The organism is Pseudacidovorax intermedius (assembly GCF_003350475.1).
GTDB lineage: Bacteria > Pseudomonadota > Gammaproteobacteria > Burkholderiales > Burkholderiaceae_C > Xenophilus > Xenophilus intermedius.
This window is the reverse complement of sequence record NZ_QQAV01000006.1, coordinates 262,034-281,058: the sequence shown is the minus strand read 5'-3', so window position 1 is coordinate 281,058 and position 19,025 is coordinate 262,034. Positions and strand designations below refer to the sequence as shown.

The 19,025-nt window shown below is 66.2% G+C and carries 16 protein-coding genes; 4 read left to right on the top strand and 12 right to left on the bottom strand.

Going from position 1 to position 19,025, the window contains the following annotated elements:
• Positions 1-103 precede the first annotated feature (103 nt).
• The 3 genes from DFR41_RS27405 to DFR41_RS27400 all read left to right on the top strand — a co-directional run bounded on the left by DFR41_RS27405 (position 104) and on the right by DFR41_RS27400 (position 2,469).
• Positions 104-964 carry a hypothetical protein gene (locus DFR41_RS27405; RefSeq protein WP_147284376.1) on the top strand — a complete coding sequence of 287 codons (861 nt, stop codon included), beginning with the start codon at positions 104-106 and terminating at the stop codon, positions 962-964.
• Between the two features lie 123 nt (positions 965-1,087).
• Entirely contained in the window at positions 1,088-1,453 is a 366-nt protein-coding gene (locus tag DFR41_RS16865) for a DUF4160 domain-containing protein (protein WP_114803568.1), read from the top strand.
• A 131-nt stretch (positions 1,454-1,584) separates the two neighbouring features.
• Positions 1,585-2,469: a hypothetical protein gene (locus DFR41_RS27400; protein ID WP_147284375.1), complete on the top strand. Its 885-nt coding sequence runs from the start codon at positions 1,585-1,587 to the stop codon at positions 2,467-2,469.
• 199 nt (positions 2,470-2,668) lie between these two features.
• Here DFR41_RS27400 and DFR41_RS16860 read toward each other — a convergent pair whose 3' ends face one another.
• The 9 genes from DFR41_RS16860 to DFR41_RS16820 all read right to left on the bottom strand — a co-directional run bounded on the left by DFR41_RS16860 (position 2,669) and on the right by DFR41_RS16820 (position 12,873).
• Complete coding sequence (locus tag DFR41_RS16860) at positions 2,669-3,544, bottom strand: alpha/beta fold hydrolase (protein ID WP_114803567.1); 876 nt, start codon at positions 3,542-3,544, stop codon at positions 2,669-2,671.
• The gene (locus tag DFR41_RS16855; protein ID WP_114803566.1) at positions 3,541-4,605 is read right to left on the bottom strand and encodes a branched-chain amino acid ABC transporter permease; all 1,065 of its coding nucleotides are present in this window, start codon (positions 4,603-4,605) and stop codon (positions 3,541-3,543) included. Before DFR41_RS16855 ends, DFR41_RS16860 begins: the two co-directional genes overlap by 4 nt.
• A gap of 18 nt (positions 4,606-4,623) precedes the next feature.
• Positions 4,624-5,616 (bottom strand): branched-chain amino acid ABC transporter permease, encoded by a 993-nt coding sequence (locus DFR41_RS16850; RefSeq protein ID WP_114803565.1) that lies wholly within the window; start codon positions 5,614-5,616, stop codon positions 4,624-4,626.
• Entirely contained in the window at positions 5,613-6,338 is a 726-nt protein-coding gene (locus DFR41_RS16845) for an ABC transporter ATP-binding protein (RefSeq protein ID WP_114803564.1), read from the bottom strand. The genes DFR41_RS16850 and DFR41_RS16845 overlap by 4 nt, the downstream gene beginning before the upstream one ends.
• Positions 6,335-7,099 carry an ABC transporter ATP-binding protein gene (locus DFR41_RS16840; RefSeq protein ID WP_114803563.1) on the bottom strand — a complete coding sequence of 255 codons (765 nt, stop codon included), beginning with the start codon at positions 7,097-7,099 and terminating at the stop codon, positions 6,335-6,337. The genes DFR41_RS16845 and DFR41_RS16840 overlap by 4 nt, the downstream gene beginning before the upstream one ends.
• Before the next feature lie 20 nt (positions 7,100-7,119).
• A complete protein-coding gene (locus DFR41_RS16835) occupies positions 7,120-8,571 on the bottom strand; it encodes an extracellular catalytic domain type 2 short-chain-length polyhydroxyalkanoate depolymerase (protein ID WP_114803562.1) in 1,452 nt (483 codons plus the stop codon).
• A gap of 138 nt (positions 8,572-8,709) precedes the next feature.
• The gene (locus DFR41_RS16830) at positions 8,710-9,894 is read right to left on the bottom strand and encodes a substrate-binding domain-containing protein (protein WP_114803561.1); all 1,185 of its coding nucleotides are present in this window, start codon (positions 9,892-9,894) and stop codon (positions 8,710-8,712) included.
• A 151-nt stretch (positions 9,895-10,045) separates the two neighbouring features.
• Positions 10,046-11,581 carry a sigma-54 interaction domain-containing protein gene (locus DFR41_RS16825; protein ID WP_114803560.1) on the bottom strand — a complete coding sequence of 512 codons (1,536 nt, stop codon included), beginning with the start codon at positions 11,579-11,581 and terminating at the stop codon, positions 10,046-10,048.
• A gap of 50 nt (positions 11,582-11,631) precedes the next feature.
• Positions 11,632-12,873: a lipid-transfer protein gene (locus DFR41_RS16820; RefSeq protein WP_114803618.1), complete on the bottom strand. Its 1,242-nt coding sequence runs from the start codon at positions 12,871-12,873 to the stop codon at positions 11,632-11,634.
• 20 nt (positions 12,874-12,893) lie between these two features.
• Between DFR41_RS16820 and DFR41_RS16815 the strand changes: the two genes are divergently transcribed.
• Positions 12,894-13,985 (top strand): AraC family transcriptional regulator, encoded by a 1,092-nt coding sequence (locus tag DFR41_RS16815; protein ID WP_170159404.1) that lies wholly within the window; start codon positions 12,894-12,896, stop codon positions 13,983-13,985.
• 34 nt (positions 13,986-14,019) lie between these two features.
• Here DFR41_RS16815 and DFR41_RS16810 read toward each other — a convergent pair whose 3' ends face one another.
• The 3 genes from DFR41_RS16810 to DFR41_RS16800 are packed head-to-tail and all read right to left on the bottom strand — an operon-like array spanning position 14,020 to position 18,952.
• Positions 14,020-14,880 (bottom strand): SDR family NAD(P)-dependent oxidoreductase, encoded by an 861-nt coding sequence (locus DFR41_RS16810; RefSeq protein WP_244917778.1) that lies wholly within the window; start codon positions 14,878-14,880, stop codon positions 14,020-14,022.
• Positions 14,877-16,499 carry an AMP-binding protein gene (locus DFR41_RS16805; RefSeq protein WP_114803558.1) on the bottom strand — a complete coding sequence of 541 codons (1,623 nt, stop codon included), beginning with the start codon at positions 16,497-16,499 and terminating at the stop codon, positions 14,877-14,879. Before DFR41_RS16805 ends, DFR41_RS16810 begins: the two co-directional genes overlap by 4 nt.
• Complete coding sequence (locus DFR41_RS16800) at positions 16,499-18,952, bottom strand: DUF6351 family protein (RefSeq protein ID WP_147284374.1); 2,454 nt, start codon at positions 18,950-18,952, stop codon at positions 16,499-16,501. The genes DFR41_RS16805 and DFR41_RS16800 overlap by 1 nt, the downstream gene beginning before the upstream one ends.
• Between the last annotated feature and the right edge of the window lie 73 nt (positions 18,953-19,025).

The window sequence follows — 19,025 nt, the reverse complement described above, 5'->3', positions numbered from 1 at the left end:
CCGAGAACACGTTAGGCGCCGAGAAATTAACATGCATATGTCACAGTCAAGACAACCAAAAAGCTGGGTTTCAATTTTTGGGAACGCACAAATCGATCACGACTTGATTACGCTTCAACCCGGAACCTCTCCTGAACTAACGCCCGATGCGGCGCCACAGCCGCCACAGCCGCCACATGCGCTACTTAAGTGTGACGTTGAGTTCGAGCAAGGTTCAATCGAGTGCGAAGTCTTCCCGACAGAATCTGACTCTCGGTGTCAGTTCGTCCTTACTGCGGGCAATTCAGATCTGTTCGTTGGCATGAATGTCCTTGGTGCCCCATACGGCTTTGCGGCTTTCCGCAACAATCAATGGGAGCCGTTAGGCGGAGCCGGACAAGGCTCCAAAATCGAAGCAAACAAGTGGCACAAACTCAAGCTCTCGGTCAACGGCTCTAACCTTGCGCTTCACATTAACGGCGTAGAAGTTGCTCGAGCTTCCCATCGCTTAACAAAAGGCCAAATTGGAATTTGGCTTCAAGGCGCAGGTCCGACGGCGGTGCGAAATCTGAAAATTTATTCAGCCGAGCCTGTGTGCTTCGTTGTGATGCAGTTCTCTGCTGAGTTCAACGAGTTGTACTCAGAAGTCATACGCCCGACGTGCGAAGCGTATGGCTACAAAGTTGTGAGAGCGGACGACTACTACAGCACTGGGCTCATCATTGAAGATATTACACGCTCAATCAGAGAATCTTCGGTTGTCCTTGCTGACGTTACGCCAAACAACCCAAATGTTTTCTATGAAGTTGGCTTTGCGCATGGCATTGGGAAACCAACAATTCTGTTGAGCGACCGTAAGCGTGAAAAGCTGCCCTTCGACATTTCCGGGTTCAGAACACTCTTCTACGACAACACAATTGGCGGCAAGTCAGCCGTCCAAGATCGGTTGCGGAAGCACCTTGAATCCATCGCAGCGCCTAACTGATCGGTCAAGCGGACGCCAACAAGGGTCATGTCTTCGGCATGCTTATAACTCTTGTTGGAACCCTCCGCACCTGCGGTGCTCCGGCGCCGCTTACCTTGGGCGTTAGTCAGTACAGGAGCGGCCATGCCAATTTGGGAAGTGGAGCTTCCGCAAAACACAGTTGCCGAACTGCAGAATTCATTCGACCTCGGCCCCATCATTGACGACGCCGGCCGACGCTTCCTCATCGAACGCGCGGTAGATAAGATCGGCGCTTTGAAGGTGATCGTCTACTCAGACGAGCACCCGCCACCGCACTTCCTCGTGAAGTGCTCTGAGGGCTCGTGTCGTTTCGAAATTGATGACTGTTCGCCGCTGGACGATGGCCTCAAAAAGTTTCGACGGAACATCAAGGCTTGGCACAAGCAGAACCGACAGGTTCTCATTGACGCCTGGAATGAGTCGCGGCCTAGTGACTGCCCGGTCGGTGAGTTTCGCGAGAAAGGGTGAGGGTGCTGCCTAACTTGTCGGTCGACTCGGCCACGTTGCGGCACGGCGCCGCAAGGCGCCGTTGGATATCCTGCACTTCGCTGCGCCTTGCCGCAACGTGCCGGTCACCCTTCCGTTAGACCTCGCCGAAAATGAACCGCATTCAGCCAGAGTCCAAGCGAATTCGAAAATTTCGCGAAGAATTGATCGGGAACATTCCTCGGTCACCAAACAATGCTGAAACCCTTGCAGCACTTAAGGCCAGGTCGCTAGGGGAGCTTTTGATCGTCTACATCAACAATGCAGCCAGATTCGTTCCACCAAGGCCTCGATCTGTCTTTATCGAGCCAACCGTAACGCACGACCCCAGGTGGCGATCGCTAGGCTCTGATGCAAAGCAACTATTTGAGAAGGCCCGGGCGGGCGTCGATTTGATGCCCCACCTTTCACTGAAAATACATAAGGAAGGTTTCTCCCTCGCGACCACTTCATTTGACCCTGAGGTACGAGACAAGTGGGCAGACAAAGACTTTATTCTGAATGTCATGGGTTACCATCATTTTCATCTAAGTCACGACATTGAAAGGAAGGGCCATGCCAAGCGCACCAATGATGTACTTTTCGCCCAAGTAACTCGGAATGACTTTATCGCCATAGGCTTCTTTGATCACTCGGTCTTCGAATCGACCTCCCGCTCCCCAAACCAAATGTCGGCAGAAAGAGACCGACTTTGGCGAATATTTCAAGCTCGATCTAGTCGAGCAATTCCACCAGGCGTCGCGTACATGCCTTGGTCTATCTCCTCGTCTGGTCACTGCACACATCACGTCTTTATGGCCAGCCGTTATGCGCGAACTATTGCATCTATTGATCCAACGCTCGAGGATGCCAGCTATCTGAAGGCAATTTTTAGGGCACCCCCTAACGACGGTGCACCTGAAAAGTACCGTCTTTCCTGGCGGTTAGAGTTCCTTGATTTGGGCGTCTATGATGAAGTTTCAAATGTGTTCTGCGTTGCTGAGAAGGGGCCACTTTAAAGTGAAGCAGCAATATAGCGCGCAGGGTCTAACTGGCGGTTGAGCGCGGACGCTAACACTGGCCATGCCTTAGGCATTTTCATGGCCACTGTTGGTTTCCTCCGTCTTTGGCTCCGGCGCCGGTTAACCTGAGCGTTGCGTCCCATAAGGTGGGCGAGGACGCGCTTGCGACCGCGCCCTGCGCCCGGCCCCAGCCGAACTAAGGCGCAGCGCGCAGGAAGGCAGCGACGGGCTCCAACTGTTCAGGCACGTTCAGCGCAGGCGCATGCCCGCAACCCACCACCTCCAGCACCGTCAGCCGCCCCGCCGCACCCGGCCCGCGATGGCGCATCGCCTCGACAGTCTCCGGCAGCACCAGGTCCGACTCGGCGCCACGCAAGATCATCACTGGCACTTCGATGGCGTCGTAGTGCGACCAGATCAGATAGTCGTCGTCGTGCACGGTGAACTGGCGCACCATGGCCGGGTCGTAGTGCGGCGTGACGCGCCCGTCCGCTAGGCGGCGGGTCGAGGTTTCGGTCATGCGCCGCCACTGCGCATCGCTGAGCCAGCCGTAGGGCTTGTAGACGGTGCGCAGAAAAGCTTCCAGTTCGCTCACCGTGTCGAAGGCGGGCGGATTGCCTGCATAGGCCTTGATGCGCTCGATGGCCGCGGCGGCCAGTTGCGGCGCGTTGTCGTTGAGCACCAGCGCGGCGATGCGCTTCTTCATCGCCGGGACCACGAGGCCGGATGCGCACACCGTGCCGATGGCGCCGCCCATGGAGGTGCCCACCCAGTGCACGCGGGCCAGGCCCAGGTGCTCGCACAGCGCATCGGCCAGGCGCGCATAGAAGGCCAGCTGGTATTCCTCGTCAGGCGCCGGGCTCCACTGGCTGAGGCCGCGGCCCAGGGTGTCGGGGCAGATCACCCGCCAGCCATCGCCCACCAGGTGCACTGCCAGCTCGTCCATGTCGCGGCCCGTGCGGGCCAGGCCGTGCCACGCGATCACCGCGGGCGCGGCCGGGTCGCCCCAGTCCATCCAGTGGATCTCGCGGCCGACCAGCTGCGCGTAATGGGAAGTGGGGGTGACGCTCATTTCGCGCTCCTGCTGCGCAGCTTGCCGACGATGCCGGTGGGGAAGTAGTAGACCGAGAGCACGAACAGCACGCCCAGCCACAGCAGCCAGCGGTCGGGCGAGAGCACGGCCGACAGCCAGGGCAGGCCGCTCGCCGCCTCGCTGCCCAGGCGCAGCAGGTCCTGCAGGTAGCTCTGCGCCACCACGAACAGCACCGCGCCGATGGCCGCGCCGTAGATGGTGCCCATGCCGCCGATCACCACGATCAGCAGCACGTCGACCATGATCTCGAAGCTGAGCGAGGTGTCCGGGCCGTTGTAGCGCAGCCAGATCGCCAGCATGGCGCCGGCCAGCGTGGCGAAGAGCGCCGACAGCACGGCCGACAGCGTGCGGAACACCACCACCCGGTAGCCGATGGCCTCGGCGCGGAACTCGTTCTCGCGGATCGCCTGCAGCACGCGGCCGAAGGGCGAGTTGACGATGCGCAGCAGCGCCAGCACCAGCACCACAGCCAACACGAAGAGCAGGTAGTAGCACAGCAGCCGGCCGTCGAGCGAGACGCCGAGGAAGGGCTCCTCGCTGAACTCGAAGCTGGGCGAGATCAGTTCGGGCAGCTTGAAGGTCAGCCCGTCCTCGCCACCGGTGAAGTCCGACAGCTGCGAGGCCAGCGTCTGGAAGGCCGAGGCCACCGCCAGCGTGATCATGGCGAAGAAGATGGCCCGCACCCGCAGCGAGAACAGGCCCACCGCCAGCGCCAGCACCAGCGAGACGGCCAGCGCGCAAAGCACGCCGACGATCACCGCGTCCCAGCCCGCGCCCATGCGCGTGGCGGCGATGGCCACGCCGTACGCGCCGATGCCGAAGAACATGGTGTGGGCGAAGCTCACGATGCCGGTGTAGCCCAGCAGCAGGTCGAAGCTGGCCACCAGCACGATGAAGACCAGGATCTTGGCCGCCACGTTGAGCGCCTTGACGCCCGGAAACAGGAAGGGTGCGAAGGCCAGGCCCAGCAGCACCGCCAGCAGCAGCACCGCCAGCACCTTGCTGCGCGGCAGGTCGTTGGAGAGAAGGCGTCGAAGCATGATCGGTCCCCTTCCCTTTCAGCGGCTGCCCGCCACGGGGTAGACCCCTTGGGGCCGCCACAACAGGATCGCCACCATCAGCGCGATGTTGGAGAACAGCGCCACCTTCGGTGCGACGAAGCCGGTGTAGTTGGCCATCAGCCCCACCAGCAGTGCGCCGATCAGCGCCCCCGTGGTCGAGCCCAGGCCGCCGATGATGATGACGATGAAGATCAGCACGTTGACCTGCGCGCCCATCTGCGGGATCACGTTCTGCTGATACAGGCCCCACATCACCCCGCCCAGGCCGGCCAGCGCGCTGCCCGCCACGAAGATGCCGATGAAGAGCACGCGGATGCGGTAGCCGAGGGACTCGACCATCTCGCGGTCCTGCACGCCGGCGCGGATCAGCAGGCCGATCTTGGTACGGGCCAGCGTCCAGGCCAGCAGGCCGAAGACCAGCGCGCCGACGATCACGGCCAGCACGCGGTACTTCTCCACCGCCGCATCGCCCCACAGCCAGGAGCCGCGCAGGCCCTCGGGCAGCGGCAGCGGAATCTGCGCCGGGCCCCAGATCACCTTGATCAGCTCCTCGCCGATGATCATGCCGCCCATGGTGATGAGGATCTGCTTCAGGTGCTGGCCATAGACCGGCCGCACGATGAAGCGCTCGAAGGCCAGGCCCACGGCGCCGGCCACCAGCATCGCGACCACCATGGCCGGCAGCACCGCCACCAGGTTGGTGAGGATGGAGCTGGACTGCGTCCAGTCGCCCATGGCGCCCAGCACGCTGGTGGCGACGAAGGCACCCAGCGCGATGAACACGCCGTGGCCGAAGTTCAGCACGTCCATCAAGCCGAAGACCAGCGTGAGGCCCGAGGCGATGATGAACACGATCATGCCCATCGCCAGGCCGGCGATGGTCAGCGTGAGCCAGGTGGAGGGCGAGCCGACCAGCGGCAGGGCCACCAGCGCGAGCGCGGGCACCAGCAGCAGCGGCTTCCAGTCGATGTCTTTGGCGAGGGTCGTCATAGGGCCAGTCCCAGCAGGCGCTGCTGCAGTTGCGTGTCGGCCGAGAACTCAGCCATGCCGCCGGCGTGCACCACGCGGCCGTTGTCCATCACGGCCACGGTGTCGCCCAGGCGCTGGGCGAAGTGGATGTTCTGCTCCACCAGCAGGATGGTCACGCCGCTGGCCTTGAGCTCGGCGAAGGCGTCGATCATGTTGTTGATGATGGCTGGCGCCAGGCCCTTGCTGGGCTCGTCGATGATGAGCAGCTCGCGCGGCTCGACGATGGCGCGCGAGACGGCCAGCATCTGCTTCTGCCCGCCGGAGAGCTTGCCGGCCGGGTGGTTCCAGAACTTCTCCACCGCGGGGAATAGCCGGAAGATCCACTTCAGCCGCGCCTCGTCCATGTCCTGCGCACGGCGGGCACCGCGGGCGGCCAGCAGCATGTTCTCCTTGACCGTGAGGTCCGCGAAGATGCCCATGGTCTCGGGCACGTAGGCGATGCCAAGGTCGGCGATCTGCGGCGTGGGCAGGTTGGCGATGCTCTTGCCGCCAAACTGCACGCGGCCCTGCGCCACCTTCCACAGGCCCATGATCGTGCGCAGCGTGGTGGTCTTGCCGGCACCGTTGCGGCCCAGCAGCATGGTGAGCTGGCCCTTGGGCACCGCCAGGTCCACGCCATGGAGGATGTGGTACGCGCCGATGTGGGTGTGCACGCCTTCGAGGGTGAGCAATGCGTCGTTCATGCCGCCTCCTTCGCCACGCCCAGGTAGGCTTCCTGCACGACCGGCGAGGCGATCACCTCGGCCGGTTCGCCGTCGGCCACCAACGTGCCGTTGTGCAGCACGATGATGCGGTCGGCCAGCTCGCGCACCACGTCCATCTTGTGCTCGACCAGCAGGATGGTCTTGCTCTTGTCCTGCTTGAGGCGGCGGATCAGGTCGAGGATGACCGGCGCCTCGGCCGCGTTCATCCCCGCCGTGGGCTCGTCGAACATGAACACTTGCGGTTCCAGCGCCATCAGCAGCGCCACTTCCAGCTTGCGCTGGTCGCCGTGCGGCAGGCTCGCCACCACATCGTGCTCGCGGGCCTTGAGGTTGGTCTCGGCCAGCAGCGCATCGGCGCGTTCGGTGAGCGCACGGTGGTCGCTCCAGATGCTCCAGAGGTTGAGGCCGCGCCGGTGCGGCCCTTCGTGCGCGGCCTGCACGGCCAGGCGCACGTTCTCCAGCACCGTGAGGTTGGGGAACAGGTTGGTCAGCTGGAAGGCGCGGCCCAACCCGGCGCGGGTGCGGGCCGAGGCCGGCAGCGCCGAGAGGTCGCGGCCATTGAGCAGCACCTTGCCCTCGGTGGCCTTGAGCTGGCCCGAGACCAGGTTGAAGTAGGTGGTCTTGCCCGCCCCATTGGGGCCGACGATGGCCGTCAGCGTGCCCGGCGCAAAGCGGCAGCTGACGGCATTCACCGCCACATGCCCGCCGAAGCGGATGGTGAGGTTCTGGGTTTCAAGCAATTGCGGAAGTCCTGGCGCGTTCAGTAGCAGGTGCCGACTTCGTAGTAGCCGGCGGCGGTCTTCTTCAGGGTCGTCTCGATGTAGATGTTCCACAGACCCATGCCCTGGTTGGAGCCATAGGCATAGGTGAAGCCGTAGAGCGCATAGGCCCGCGCGGCCAGGGTGTGGCTGTAGTTGTCGGTGGTGGTGCACACGGGCGTCATCCCGGTGGTGCTGGCCGTGGCGACGACCGACGCGGCGCCGCGGGCGCCGGCCCCGTTCACCGCGCGCACCGTCCAGTCATAGCTGCTGCCGGCGACGAGGTCGGTGTCGGTGTAGCTGGTGGCGGTGAGCGGCGTGGCATTGCGCCGGCCGCCGTTGCGGTAGACCACGTAGCCCGCCGCACCCGGCACGGCGGACCAGGCGAGCTTCATGCTGCTGGCCGTGGCGGCCGATGCCGTCAGGCCGCTTGGCGCGGCAAGCGCAGCCGTGGCGGCGCCGCCGGACAGGTGCCTGACCATGGCCTGGATCGCGGCCATCTGCGGGCCGGCCTTCTTCGCATAGTCCGCGCTGTCGTAGCCCCACCAGTCCCAGCAGCCGTTGGTGGCCGTCACGCCGGTCTGCGGATAAAGCACCACGATGTTGTTGGTGTCGGCCCAGCGGTTGTAGCCCGTGTTGCGCACGTACTGCTGGCCGATCTGCGCCGTGTTCTGCTTGCAGCCATGCAGCGCCACGTGCAGCCGGCAGGTGGCGCCACCGCTGGCGCAGGGCGCCGGCACATAGGCCCAGCCTGTCTGCGCCATCGCGTGGCCGCCGACGAAGCCGCGCTGGTCGAACTCGACGAAGCTGCCATCCAGCGTGCCCACGTTGCGTGGGTTGAGCGTGCCGTAGATCTGCTGCAGCAGCGCGCCGGCCAGGTCGAAGTTGCAGTCGTCGATGTAGGGGTCGCCCTTGACCGAGCAGGCGCTGCCATAGTCGTCGGTGACGAAGGAATGCTCGGCCGCCAGGTCCTTTTTGTAGGCGATGTTGGCCGCGGGCACGAAGGCGCCGTAGTAGCTGCGCAGGTCGTCCATCACGGCGGTCTTGACCACGCTGTCGAGCGTGCCCGAGAACAGGTAAAGCCGGCTGGCCGCGAGGTTGGACACCGGGTCGATGACGCCGCTCGCCGCCCAGTTGTTGGTGGTGGTCACCAGGCTGCTGACCGGGATGCTGGTGTCATGCGCCATGCAGCGGCCGGTGGCATAGACCACCGAGCCTTCCGCACAGTAGTACGGCCCGCCCGCCACCACGCCGGCGCCCTTCTTGAACGTGGCCGAGTACGCCACATGCAGCTGCACGGCCATGTAGCCGCCCGAGGACACGCCCGACACGCTGACCTGCGCCGGGTCGATGTTCAGCTCCGGCAGCGGCACCGCCGCCGCCGCGCCAGCCATCAGCCAGGCCGACACGAGCACACCGGCGGCGCGCCTGAGGGGCGCGGTGAACTTTTGCATGGTCCGTCTCCCGAGAAAGCGAAGAGCAGGTGTTGGGCTGTGCGGGGACACCCACGGAACCGGCTTTGCCGGGCCGTCGGGTGTGCCCCCTTCGAGGAGAAGGGGGAGCCGCGAAGCGGCATGGGGGATGTCGCCTTGTTATCTCTTGTTGCGGATCGGAATGTCCATCTCGGACGGCTTGATCTCATGCACCAGCTCCGGCACGCCCCAGGCGAAGGCCGGGTCCACCTTGATCTTGAAGTGGTACATGCTCTGCAGCGCCTGGTGGTCTTCCTTGCGGAAGGTCATGGTGCCCTTGGGCGTGTCGAAGCTCATGCCTTCCATGGTGGAGATGAGCTTGTTGGTGCCGGTGTCGCCGCCCGTCTTCTTGAGTGCGGTGACGACGGCCATGGCGGCCGAGAAGCCGCCGGCGGTGAAGAAGTCCGGCGGGCTCTTGAATTCCTTGTAGTGCATGGACACCAGCGCCTCGTTCACCGGGTTCTTCGGGATGCCGAAGTAGTAGTAGGTCGCGCCTTCCATGCCCGGGAAGTTCTTGTAGCTGGCCATGGCCGGCAGGATGTTGCCGCCGGTGGCGATCTCGATGCCGTAGCGCTTCAAGTCCAGATCGGCGATCTTGAAGGGGTTGCCCGCGCCGGCCCAGACGATCCAGATCACCTTGCGGCCGGGCTGGTCCTTGAGCTTGTCGATCAGGCGCTGCGCACCGGCGGTGAAGTCGGTGGTGTTCTGCGGCAGGTATTCCTCGTGGACGATCTTGGCCTTCTTCACCGCGTCCTTGAAGGCCTTCACGCCGTCGCGGCCGAAGGCGTAGTCCTGGGCCAGGGTGGCGATGGTGGTTCCCGGCTTGTCGAGCGCCACGGCGTTGGAGATGGCGTCCTGGCTCGAATTGCGGCCAGTGCGGAAGATGTACTTGTTCCACTTGTCGCCGGTGATCGAGTCGGCCACGGCGGGCTCGACGATCAGCAGCTTCTTGTATTCCTCGGCCACCGGCAGCATCGCCAGTGCCACGCCCGACGACGTGGGGCCGACGGCCAGCGCGGCCTTGTCGTCGGAATAGGCGGCGGCCAGCTGCGACTTGCCCAGGTCGGGCTTGCCCTGGTCGTCCTTCTCGATCACGACGATCTTCTTGCCATTGACCATCATCGTGCCGCCGGTGGCGTAGTCCAGGCCCATCATCAGGCCGGTCTGGGTCTGCTTGCCGTAGGCCTCCAGCGGGCCGGTCTTGCTGTAGACGTGGGCGATGCGGATTTCGTTGGACTGGGCCCAGGCGGGGGCGGCGATGGCGCCGGCCAGGGCGGCGCAGGCGATGAGGTGGCGACGTTGCATGCGGTTGTCTCCTTGTGACGGATGCCTGGATATTGCACACGCCGTGCCAACGCATCAAGCCCTTATCGATCAAAGACTTGCTACGTGAATCGAGAGCGAATGCCTGAAATCAATACAGGCAGAACTGTCTATTAATCAGACAGTTGTTTGTTCAATGCTCAGGGTTTTCCAGGCGTCCATAGAGCGTCGCCCGCGAGATTCCCAGCAGCCGCGCCGCCTTGAGCTTGTTGCCCGCCGTGTGGGCCATGGCCGCGTCGATGGCGCGACGCTCCAGTTGGGCCACCTGCTCGGCCAGCGGGCGCAGCAGCCCACTGCCAGGCGCTTCGGCCGCGGCCTGCGCCGGCGAAGGCTCCGGCGCCGCGGCCGGTGCCACCTCGCCCACACCAGCCTCGCGCAGGATGCGCGTGAGCTGCGCGGCATCCACCCGCTGTGCGTCGCTGCGCATGGCCACCTGCTCCAGCACGTTGCGCAGCTCGCGGATGTTGCCGCGCCAGTACTGGCCCGCCAGCAGGGCCAGCGCATCGGGCAGCAGCTCGGGCGGCGCATCGCCGGTGCGCTGGGCCACCTCGTCGCCCAGGGCCTCCACCAGCGCCGGGATGTCGCCGCGCCGCGCGCGCAGCGGCGGCACGCGGATGGGCAGCACGTTGAGGCGGTAGTACAGGTCTTCGCGAAAGCGGCCCTGCGCCACCAGCGCCGGCAGGTCGCGCGAGGTCGCGGCGATCACCCGCGCATCGAAGGCCACCAGCCTGTTGGAGCCCAGCGGCTCGATCTCGCCCTCCTGCAGCGCGCGCAGCAGCTTGGCCTGCAGCGAGAGCGGCATGTCGCCGATCTCGTCCAGGAACAGCGTGCCGCCGTCGGCGAACTTGAACTTGCCCTCTCGACCGCGCCGGTCCGCACCGGTGAAGGCGCCGGGCGCGAAGCCGAAGAACTCGGCCTCCAGCAGCGTGTCGGGCACGGCCGCGATGTTGACGCTGACGAAGGGCCCGGCCGCGCGCGCCGAGGCGCCGTGGATGGCATGGGCCAGCAATTCCTTGCCGGTGCCCGTCTCGCCGAGCAGCAGCACCGGGCTGGTGGACTGGGCTGCGCGCCGCGCATGGCGCTTGACCTCCACCGCCGCCGGGCTGCTGCCGATGAAGCTGGCGAAGCTGTACTTGGCCTGGCGAGGCAGCCCGCCTTCGAGGCCGTTGCGCGCTGCGCGGCTGGCCTGGCTGGCCAGCTCGCGCCGGGCCTCGTCCAGGTCGCGCTGCAGCAGGGCGAACTTGGCCACCAGCGGCTGCAGCGTGGTCTGCGGATGGTCGAAGAGCACGATGCCGATGGCGCCGATCACCGGCCCGGTGCCGTCGTCGTGCTCCTCGCGCAGCGGCAGGCGGCTGACGACGAAGGTGCCGGCCTTGTTGGTCAGCAGGTCCACCAGCACCGGCTCGCCGGTCTCCAGCACGCGGCGCATCTGGGTGTTGGGGATCACCTCCTCCACCATGTGGCCGACGAACTGGTCCACCGAGTCGAAGCCCAGCGCCGGCAGGAAGCGGCGGTAGCCTTCGTTGACCCACACGATGCGGCCGCTGCGGTCGATCAGGAACATGCCCTGGCTGATGCTGGAGAACAGCTGGAACATCGAGCGCGCCGCCAGCGCGAGGATGCCCTGGGCGTCCTGCGGCAGCGTGGGGTCGGAGGGAGCGGCAGACATGGCGCGCGATCGTAGCGGGGCCGATGACGCCGCCGCTCGCAATCGGACCTTCACCAACAACCGCGCTCATAGAGCGTCACCACGCAGGCTCCCCCCAATCCGAGGTTGTGCTGCACCGCCAGGCGGGCGTCTTCGACCTGGCGTTCGCCGGCCTGACCTCGGAGCTGCCAGACCAGCTCGCAGCATTGCGCAAGTCCGGTCGCACCCAGCGGGTGGCCCTTCGACAACAGTCCGCCGGAGGGGTTGGTCACAACCTTCCCCCCGTAGGTGTTGTCGCCATTGAGCACGAAGCGCTCGCCCTCGCCCTCTTCGCAAAGCCCAAGCGCCTCGTACGACAGGAGTTCGTTCTGCGCGAAGCAGTCGTGCAGTTCGACCACGTCCACATCTGCGGGGTCCACACCCGCCTGTTCGTAGACGGCGCGGGCGGTCCGCCGGGCCATGCCGAAGCCGACCAGATCCCGCATATCGTGCGTCGCGAACGTGTCGGTCCGATCCGTTGCCAACACCTGTGCTGCAATGCGCACCCGCCCGTCCAGCCCACGCGTACGCGCGAAACGCTCGCTGCATACGACGGCCGCGGCTGCTCCGCAGGTTGGAGGACACGCCATCAGGCGGGTCATCACGTCGGGCCACAACACCGCAGAGTCAAGAACATCCTGGACCGACAGCGGCTGACGGAAGATGGCATGGGGGTTGTGCGCTGCATGCCGGCTGGCTTTGGCTCGGATGGCGGCGAAGGTCGACAGCGCCGTTCCGAAGCGCCGCATGTGCTCAAGGCCTGCCCCTCCGAAGTAGCGCAGGGCCAATGGCAGCTCGTCATGGCCGACGGCCTGGTTCGCGACCAAATCGAATCGTTCGAGCGGCGACGCCATGTCGGGGAAGACCGCCGCCAGGGAGCCGGGACGCATCTGCTCGAAGCCGAGGGCCAGCACACAGTCCGCCGCGCCGCTGGCAACCGCCTGCCGCGCGAGATACAGGGCCGATGAGCCGGTGGCACAGTTGTTGTTGACGTTGACAATGGGCAGACCCGACATGCCGATGTCGTACAGCACGCGTTGTCCCGCCGTCGAGTCCGCGTAAACATAGCCGACGAAGGCTTGGTCCAGGTCGTCGTATGCGAGGCCTGCGTCCCTCAGTGCCTGCCGCGCGGCCTGCGCAGCTTCCCGCGCATAGGACCAGTCTGCATGCGGCCTGCAGAAGCGGGTCATGCCGACCCCTGCCACGTGCACATGGCGCGAGAATCCCTCGACCGCGTCGATACCCGGCCGCGGGGATGCAATGTCGTCTGTCATGTTTCCTCTTTCCTTTGTCGATGAAATATGTCGAGCGGCCCGACGCCGCCCCTGAATCCGGAATCACCCGCGTGCCGATCCGCCCTGACTCATCGCTCCCCCTGCCCCAGACCGTTTTGGTGCAGTGCGCCGTCGAGACGCTCGCGTGCGCCGTTCGCGCCGGCCTCGACCCCGGCGCCGTGCTGGCCCAGGCACAACTGGACCCGTCGTCCTGGGATGCGTCGGGCACCTTGACGGTGGCCGAGTTCTCGCGGCTCTCGAACGCCATCTCGATCCCGATGCGCGACGAGGCGTGCGGCCTGATGTCGCGACCGATGACCGACGGCACGCTCGAGATGCTGTGTCGGGTCGCGGTCTCGACCTCCTCCTTCGAGGAGTGCATGCGCGCCCTGGCCGTCGGGTTGACGGTGACCATGCCCGACTTTTCAGTGCTGGTCGAGGAAGGGCCGCAGACGCTGTCGTGGGTGTTCGTCGAGAAGGCGCCGGTCACGCGCAACCGGCAGCTGCTGTACGAGGTGGTGATCTTCCTGATCTCCTATTCGCTTCTGGCCTGGTGTGTGGGCCGGCGCCCCGATGTGGTCAGTGCCGACCTGCCCTTCGACGCCCCGGACGACCTGCTCGGGGTGCGGCGTCTGCTCCCGGGCCTCGTGCGCGACCGCCAGCCGCGCGCGGCGATCCACTTTCTGCACAGCCAGGCGAGCCTGCCGGTCCAGCGCAAGAGCGGCGACGTGTTGCCGTTCCTGAAGCGCACACCAGGCAACCTGCTGCTGGCGGTCCTCGGGCAGAGCCCGGTGTCGATTCGCGCGCGCGGCCTCATGCTGCAGACCTTTCCCCACCTGCCGGACGCTGCAGAAGTCGCCGGCCGGCTGGCCATGTCGGTCAGGACGCTGCACCGCAAGCTGCATGGCGAAGGCGAGTCGTTCCAGGGCCTGAAGGACCAGGTCCGACGCGACTGGGCGATCGAGCAACTGACGCGGACCACAATGCCGATCAAGGAAATCGCACTCACGCTCGGATTCGCCGACCCGCCCACGTTCGGCCGCGCCTTCACCCGGTGGACCGGCAGGTCCCCGGGCGAATGGCGGCGTGTCGCGGGCGTCAAGGGCGTCTGAGGCCGCCGCACTTCAGCGACGCCGCGCCACCCGCTCAGAATGCTGCCAGGCCACCGCCACACACCATCACCTGCCCGGACACGTAGTCGCTGTCGGGCCCGCAGAACATGCAGACCGCACCCGCCGCCTCTTCAGCGGTGCCGGCCCGCCCGAGTGGAATCTGGGTGCGCAGTTGCTCCAATACCGCATGACCGACGCCCACCGCGATGTGGCGGCCATCGATCCGCAGCGTGGCGGACGCATCGGTCAGCGGCTGGGTCAATCGGGTCTCGATGTGGCCGAAGGCTACGCAGTTCACGTTCACGCCGATCCGGCCCCATTCCTTGGCCAGCGTTCGCGTCAGCGACTGCACGCCGGCCTTGGCCGCGGCGTAGTTCGCCTGCCCAGCGTTGCCGACCAGGCCGACGATCGACGACACGTTGACCACCTTGCGGCGTCGCTCGACCCCCATCTGACTGTCGCGCCGGGCCTGATCTTTCAGCACCGGATAGGCAGCGCGCAGTATCCGGAACGGGGCCGTGAGGTGCACGTCCAACATGGCCAACCACTGCTCGTCCGTCATCTTGTGCAGCGGGCCGTCCCAGGTGTAGCCGGCGTTGTTGACGATGATGTCGAGGCCGCCGAACGCATCGACGCAGGCCGCGACCGCCTGCTCTGCGAAGTTCGCCGCCGTGACGCTGCCATTGAAACCGAGCGCAGAGCCGGAGGCGGCCCCGATGCGCGACAGCACCTCGCCGAGCGGACCGTCGTCGAGGTCGTTGACGACGACGTGCGCCCCGGCGGCCGCCAGCCGTTCGGCGACAGCGGCACCGATGCCCCGTCCGGCACCCGTCACGAGCGCGACGCGGCCCGCCAGCGGCGCAGCGGCGCCCGATGTGCTGCCACCCGCCGTCACGCGGCTCTCTCCCTGCGGGCCGGCTCGCCGCGATCGAACGCGCCCGCCGTGCCGAGTCGGCGCAGTTCGGCGCGCTGCACCTTGCCCGTGGCGGTGACGGGAAGCGCGTCAACGTGCCGCAGGTAGCGTGGCCGCGCGAAGCGCGGCAGCAGCGACTCAGCGGCGTCGCCCAGGGCCTTCAGGTCTGGCACTTGGCCGGGCTGGCGCACGATCGCAAGCATTACCTCGTCCTCGCCACCGCTGATCGGGCTCGCGACCGCGTAGGCAGCCACGCCCGCCACACCGGGCAAGGCGGCCATCACCGCCTCGATCTCGCTGGGCGCGATGTTCTCGCCGCGCCGCCGGATGCAGTCCTTGATCCGGTCGACGAATCGCACCCGCCCGTGTTCGTCGATGACACCGGCATCGCCGGAGTGAAACCACAGGTTGCGCCACGTATCGACCGTCTGATCATGCCGACGGTGATACCCCGTCATGAATCCGAACGGGACCTTGGGTCGCACCAGGATCTCGCCGACCTGGCCCGCGGGCAGCTCCTGGTCGGTGTCCGGGTCGGCGATGACCAAGTCGAAATACGGGGTTGTCCAGCCAGCCGCGTCCCCGCCGTCCTGCCCCAGCCGACCCCACACTGGCATGTTCGCCTCCGTCATCCCGTAGCCGGAGATGACGTCGGCGATGCCGAAGCGCTCCCGCAGCGCCGCATGGAGCGACGGGATCGCTGGCGCGTTGCCGACGGCACGCAGCCGGTGTGACCGATCCTGAGAGGTCGGCGGCTGCGCGCAGATGAACGCGGCCACCGTACCCAGGCAGTTCGTGAGGGTGGCCGCGTGTTCCCGAATATCGGACAGCCATGCGGCCGCGGAGAACCGTGCCCGCACGAACGCCGGGATGCCTGCGACGAGCGCAGCGCCCAGTTGCATCAGCAGGCCGTTCGCATGGTGCAGCGGGAGCACGACGTAGTAACGGTCGTCGTCGCCGATCTCCAGCGCGCCGACAGCTCCGATGGCATACAGCGCGCAGTGCGCGTGGGGCATCAGCACGCCCTTGCTCGGGCCAGTGGTGCCCGACGTGTACATCACGCACGCAATGTCCTTCGGTCGGGGCGGTGGATGATCGCCCACGGCGGCCTCGCGCCAGCCGGCCCAGTCGATCCGCGACAAGCTGGCCGGGACTGGCGCCGCCTCGCCGATGTGCAGCACACGTTCGAGCGTCGGGCTCGGTCCGATCGCTTCCTCGATCGCACCGACCAGGGCTCCGTCGACGATCGCGAGGCGAGCGCCACTGTCCTCAAGCGGGTGACGCAGGAACGCACCGCGCAGTTCGGTGTTGAGAATCACGGCCACGGCGCCAAGGCACTGGAGACCGAGCCAGGCGCGAACAAAGTCGGCGTGGCCTCCGGCGACGAGCGCAACGAAATCGCCACGGCGCACGCCATGCCCCGCCAGGAATGACGCCACGCGCAACGCGTCACGATGGGCGGCGCCGAAGCTCAGCGTCTCCCCGCCGATGAAGGTCAGCCAGGTAGCGTCCGGGCGGAATCGTGCCTGTTCCGCGAGCGCATCGACCAGCGTCGCGCCCGCCGGGTCGGTGAATTTGCTGTAGCGCAGGGTCGTGGTCATCAGTTCGTCCTCGAAGCCGGTGCGGGAGGCAATGCGCGCAAGCCCTCGCGCGACACGAATGCCGGGCTGATCGCGTCCTGCTGCCCGATGCCGGGGCGGGTCCAGTCGCACACGCCGTTGGGAAATACTGCCGCGAGGCGCGCCTGCTGCGACGCGGTCAGCAGGCCGTGGTATCGGGTGATGTCCATCGGCTTGAGTGCGCATTTCAGAATGTCCTCGGCGAGCGGGCCGCCGGCCACCTGCCGCGGTGACCGCGACGGCTTCAGGAACGGATCCTGCTCGCACACCGCCATATCGGTGATGCGGGTGCTCTGCGTCGCGTCGGACGAGAGCAGGCAGAAATCACTCGCGCCGGCAGGCTTATGCGAGCGCACCTTCGCAGCCAGCGGCGCGCTGCCCGTGTCCGCGCCCACGGCGGCGAGCCAGGCGTCGAGGGTGTCCAGCGCCTCGCGCTGCAGAGCCGGTGAAGGCGACAGGCCGTTGCGGCCGAAGCGCCACATCACGTGGTTGCCATGGTCACCCTGGCTCTTGTCCAGCCGCTCGCGCATGCTGAAACTTCGCCAGATGTGGTGCACCGGATACGCCGAGGATGCGCCGCCCGGCGTGGGCATCGACGAATCGTCGTAGCCCCGAAGGTCGATCATCGCGGTGCCCGCCATTTGGCGTCCGCTCGCAACGAGGCCGGACCGATAGGCGATGCCGAGCGCACCGCTGTCGGCCACCGACCGGGCCGGCTGCGCTTCGTAGTCCCCGTTGCTGCCGCCGACGATCTCGTTGATCGTCACGAACTCCTCGGCGCTGATCGCCCCAGACAACAGAGCCGACAGGCCGTACTGGACGCCTTCGTTGTCCCGCGTGATCAGAGCACGCGAACCATCCGCTGTCTTGCCGAAGATGGATGCCGACCAGTCCCAGCCGCTGCAGCGCGCACCCGTCGGGTTCGACGTCGGCGAGTACACCAGGGATGCCGGCAACTGGCAGTTGTTGGTCGATGCGCCTGTCGCGATGTTGCCCGAGGCGTCGACGAAACGCGTCGTATAGATGCCGGGCTTGGACACGCCGCCGAACGCATTGAACCAGGCGTTGCAGGCGGACGCGTCGGGGTGGCCGTTGATGGCTCCCTTCCTGGCGTCGATCTGCGCTGGCGTCAGTCCGGCCATGAGGGCGGACCAGGCGGGCTTGGCATAGGCCTCGACGAGCCAGGCGCAGTCGCTGACTTCGATGCCGGTGGTCTCCTGGTCGGGGAAGGTGCAGGTGACGATGACGCCGTCGAGCAGGCCGGGCGCCAATGAGTTCGCCACGTTCGAGTTGATCGCGCCGCCGGAGCAACCCGTCGCGATCGTGTAGCGGATCGGCCCGTAGGTCTCGGCGATGTGCTCCTTCATCATCATCACCGTCTCGGCCATCACCAGACGATTCGAGTTGGCCCCCGAGTCCGTCATGCTGTTCGCAACCCACAGGTAGCCGCGTCCGATCACGTCGGCGCCCGTCGGCCAGTTGGTCGCCGGCCGGACCTGACGGCGCGGCTGTCCGGTGTCGGCACCGAAGGGGTAGTACACCTTGCCGCTCCATTGCGGCTGCGGCGACCGGGCGGTCCAGTCCCGGGTCGGATCGAACAGCGTCGCGATGTCGTAGATGCCGCGGTTGAGGGTGCCGCGCTCGACGCGGACGATGAAAGGCACGGTCGCTCCGGCGTCCGTGGTGGTGGTGGCAAGATCACCGGGCCGGGGTGCGGCCGGGTCGTAGGGCTTGAAGCAGTTGTTCGAGTTGGGGGCCGGGAGGGCAGGCGGCGTGGTCGCTGCGAAGTTCACCGCGGGGAACGGGTCGGGCAAGCCAAGCGCGCAGTTGGCGGCGGTGCTCTTGTAGTAGAGCTTGAACTCCGTCGCGATGTTGCATTGCGCGTCGACGGCCACCGTTCCAAGTCCGCTCGGCGCCGTCGCGGGCGTGCTCGAGGTGGCTGCCTGGGGTTGCGGCGTGGCGCAGAAGAAGGGCGTGATCTGTGGTCCGGACAGCACCGGGCCGCCGCGGGGGTGGTTGGTCACCGCCAAGCTTGCGGCACGCGCACCGGACGCCGAAGCAGACACCACATTCTCACCGTCGACCAGGCCGCTCACGTAGCCCGTGATCCGACCGTCCGCCGCTGTAGCGAAGGCATCGCTGACATCGCGGCCGCCCACGGCGACCTTCAGGGTCGAGGCTTGTGCACCGGACGGCAGCACGACTTCGAGGGTCACATCACCGCCACTGACGAGGTCGGCCCGGTTGGATGTGGTCCTGATCTGGATGGCCGCCAACGGCATCGGGATCTGGCCTGGATCTGCGGGCGTCGAGTTCTGGACCGGAGTCCACACCGCACCATTGCCACCACCGCTGCCGCCGCACGCGGCCAGTGTTGCTACCAGTGCGGCCGTCAGCCAGCGCAGCGTGGCGCGCCGCGCAGTTCTCTCATTCATCACTCTGTCTCCTGTTGATGTTGTTGTCCCGGCACGCAGGATCTGCGCTGGTCCGCCGTTCATCCTGTCTGCG

What these genes read in the sequence shown, in the direction of transcription:
- DFR41_RS16820 (WP_114803618.1), bottom strand. Translation starts at nt 12,873, where the DNA reads ATGACAGACGACATTGCATCCCCGCGGCCGGGTATCGACGCGGTCGAG.
- DFR41_RS16855 (WP_114803566.1), bottom strand. Translation starts at nt 4,605, where the DNA reads ATGCTTCGACGCCTTCTCTCCAACGACCTGCCGCGCAGCAAGGTGCTG.
- DFR41_RS16800 (WP_147284374.1), bottom strand. Translation starts at nt 18,952, where the DNA reads ATGAATGAGAGAACTGCGCGGCGCGCCACGCTGCGCTGGCTGACGGCC.
- DFR41_RS16865 (WP_114803568.1), top strand. Translation starts at nt 1,088, where the DNA reads ATGCCAATTTGGGAAGTGGAGCTTCCGCAAAACACAGTTGCCGAACTG.
- DFR41_RS16850 (WP_114803565.1), bottom strand. Translation starts at nt 5,616, where the DNA reads ATGACGACCCTCGCCAAAGACATCGACTGGAAGCCGCTGCTGCTGGTG.
- DFR41_RS16825 (WP_114803560.1), bottom strand. Translation starts at nt 11,581, where the DNA reads ATGTCTGCCGCTCCCTCCGACCCCACGCTGCCGCAGGACGCCCAGGGC.
- DFR41_RS16805 (WP_114803558.1), bottom strand. Translation starts at nt 16,499, where the DNA reads ATGACCACGACCCTGCGCTACAGCAAATTCACCGACCCGGCGGGCGCG.
- DFR41_RS16815 (WP_170159404.1), top strand. Translation starts at nt 12,894, where the DNA reads ATGAAATATGTCGAGCGGCCCGACGCCGCCCCTGAATCCGGAATCACC.
- DFR41_RS16860 (WP_114803567.1), bottom strand. Translation starts at nt 3,544, where the DNA reads ATGAGCGTCACCCCCACTTCCCATTACGCGCAGCTGGTCGGCCGCGAG.
- DFR41_RS27400 (WP_147284375.1), top strand. Translation starts at nt 1,585, where the DNA reads ATGAACCGCATTCAGCCAGAGTCCAAGCGAATTCGAAAATTTCGCGAA.
- DFR41_RS16845 (WP_114803564.1), bottom strand. Translation starts at nt 6,338, where the DNA reads ATGAACGACGCATTGCTCACCCTCGAAGGCGTGCACACCCACATCGGC.
- DFR41_RS16830 (WP_114803561.1), bottom strand. Translation starts at nt 9,894, where the DNA reads ATGCAACGTCGCCACCTCATCGCCTGCGCCGCCCTGGCCGGCGCCATC.
- DFR41_RS16835 (WP_114803562.1), bottom strand. Translation starts at nt 8,571, where the DNA reads ATGCAAAAGTTCACCGCGCCCCTCAGGCGCGCCGCCGGTGTGCTCGTG.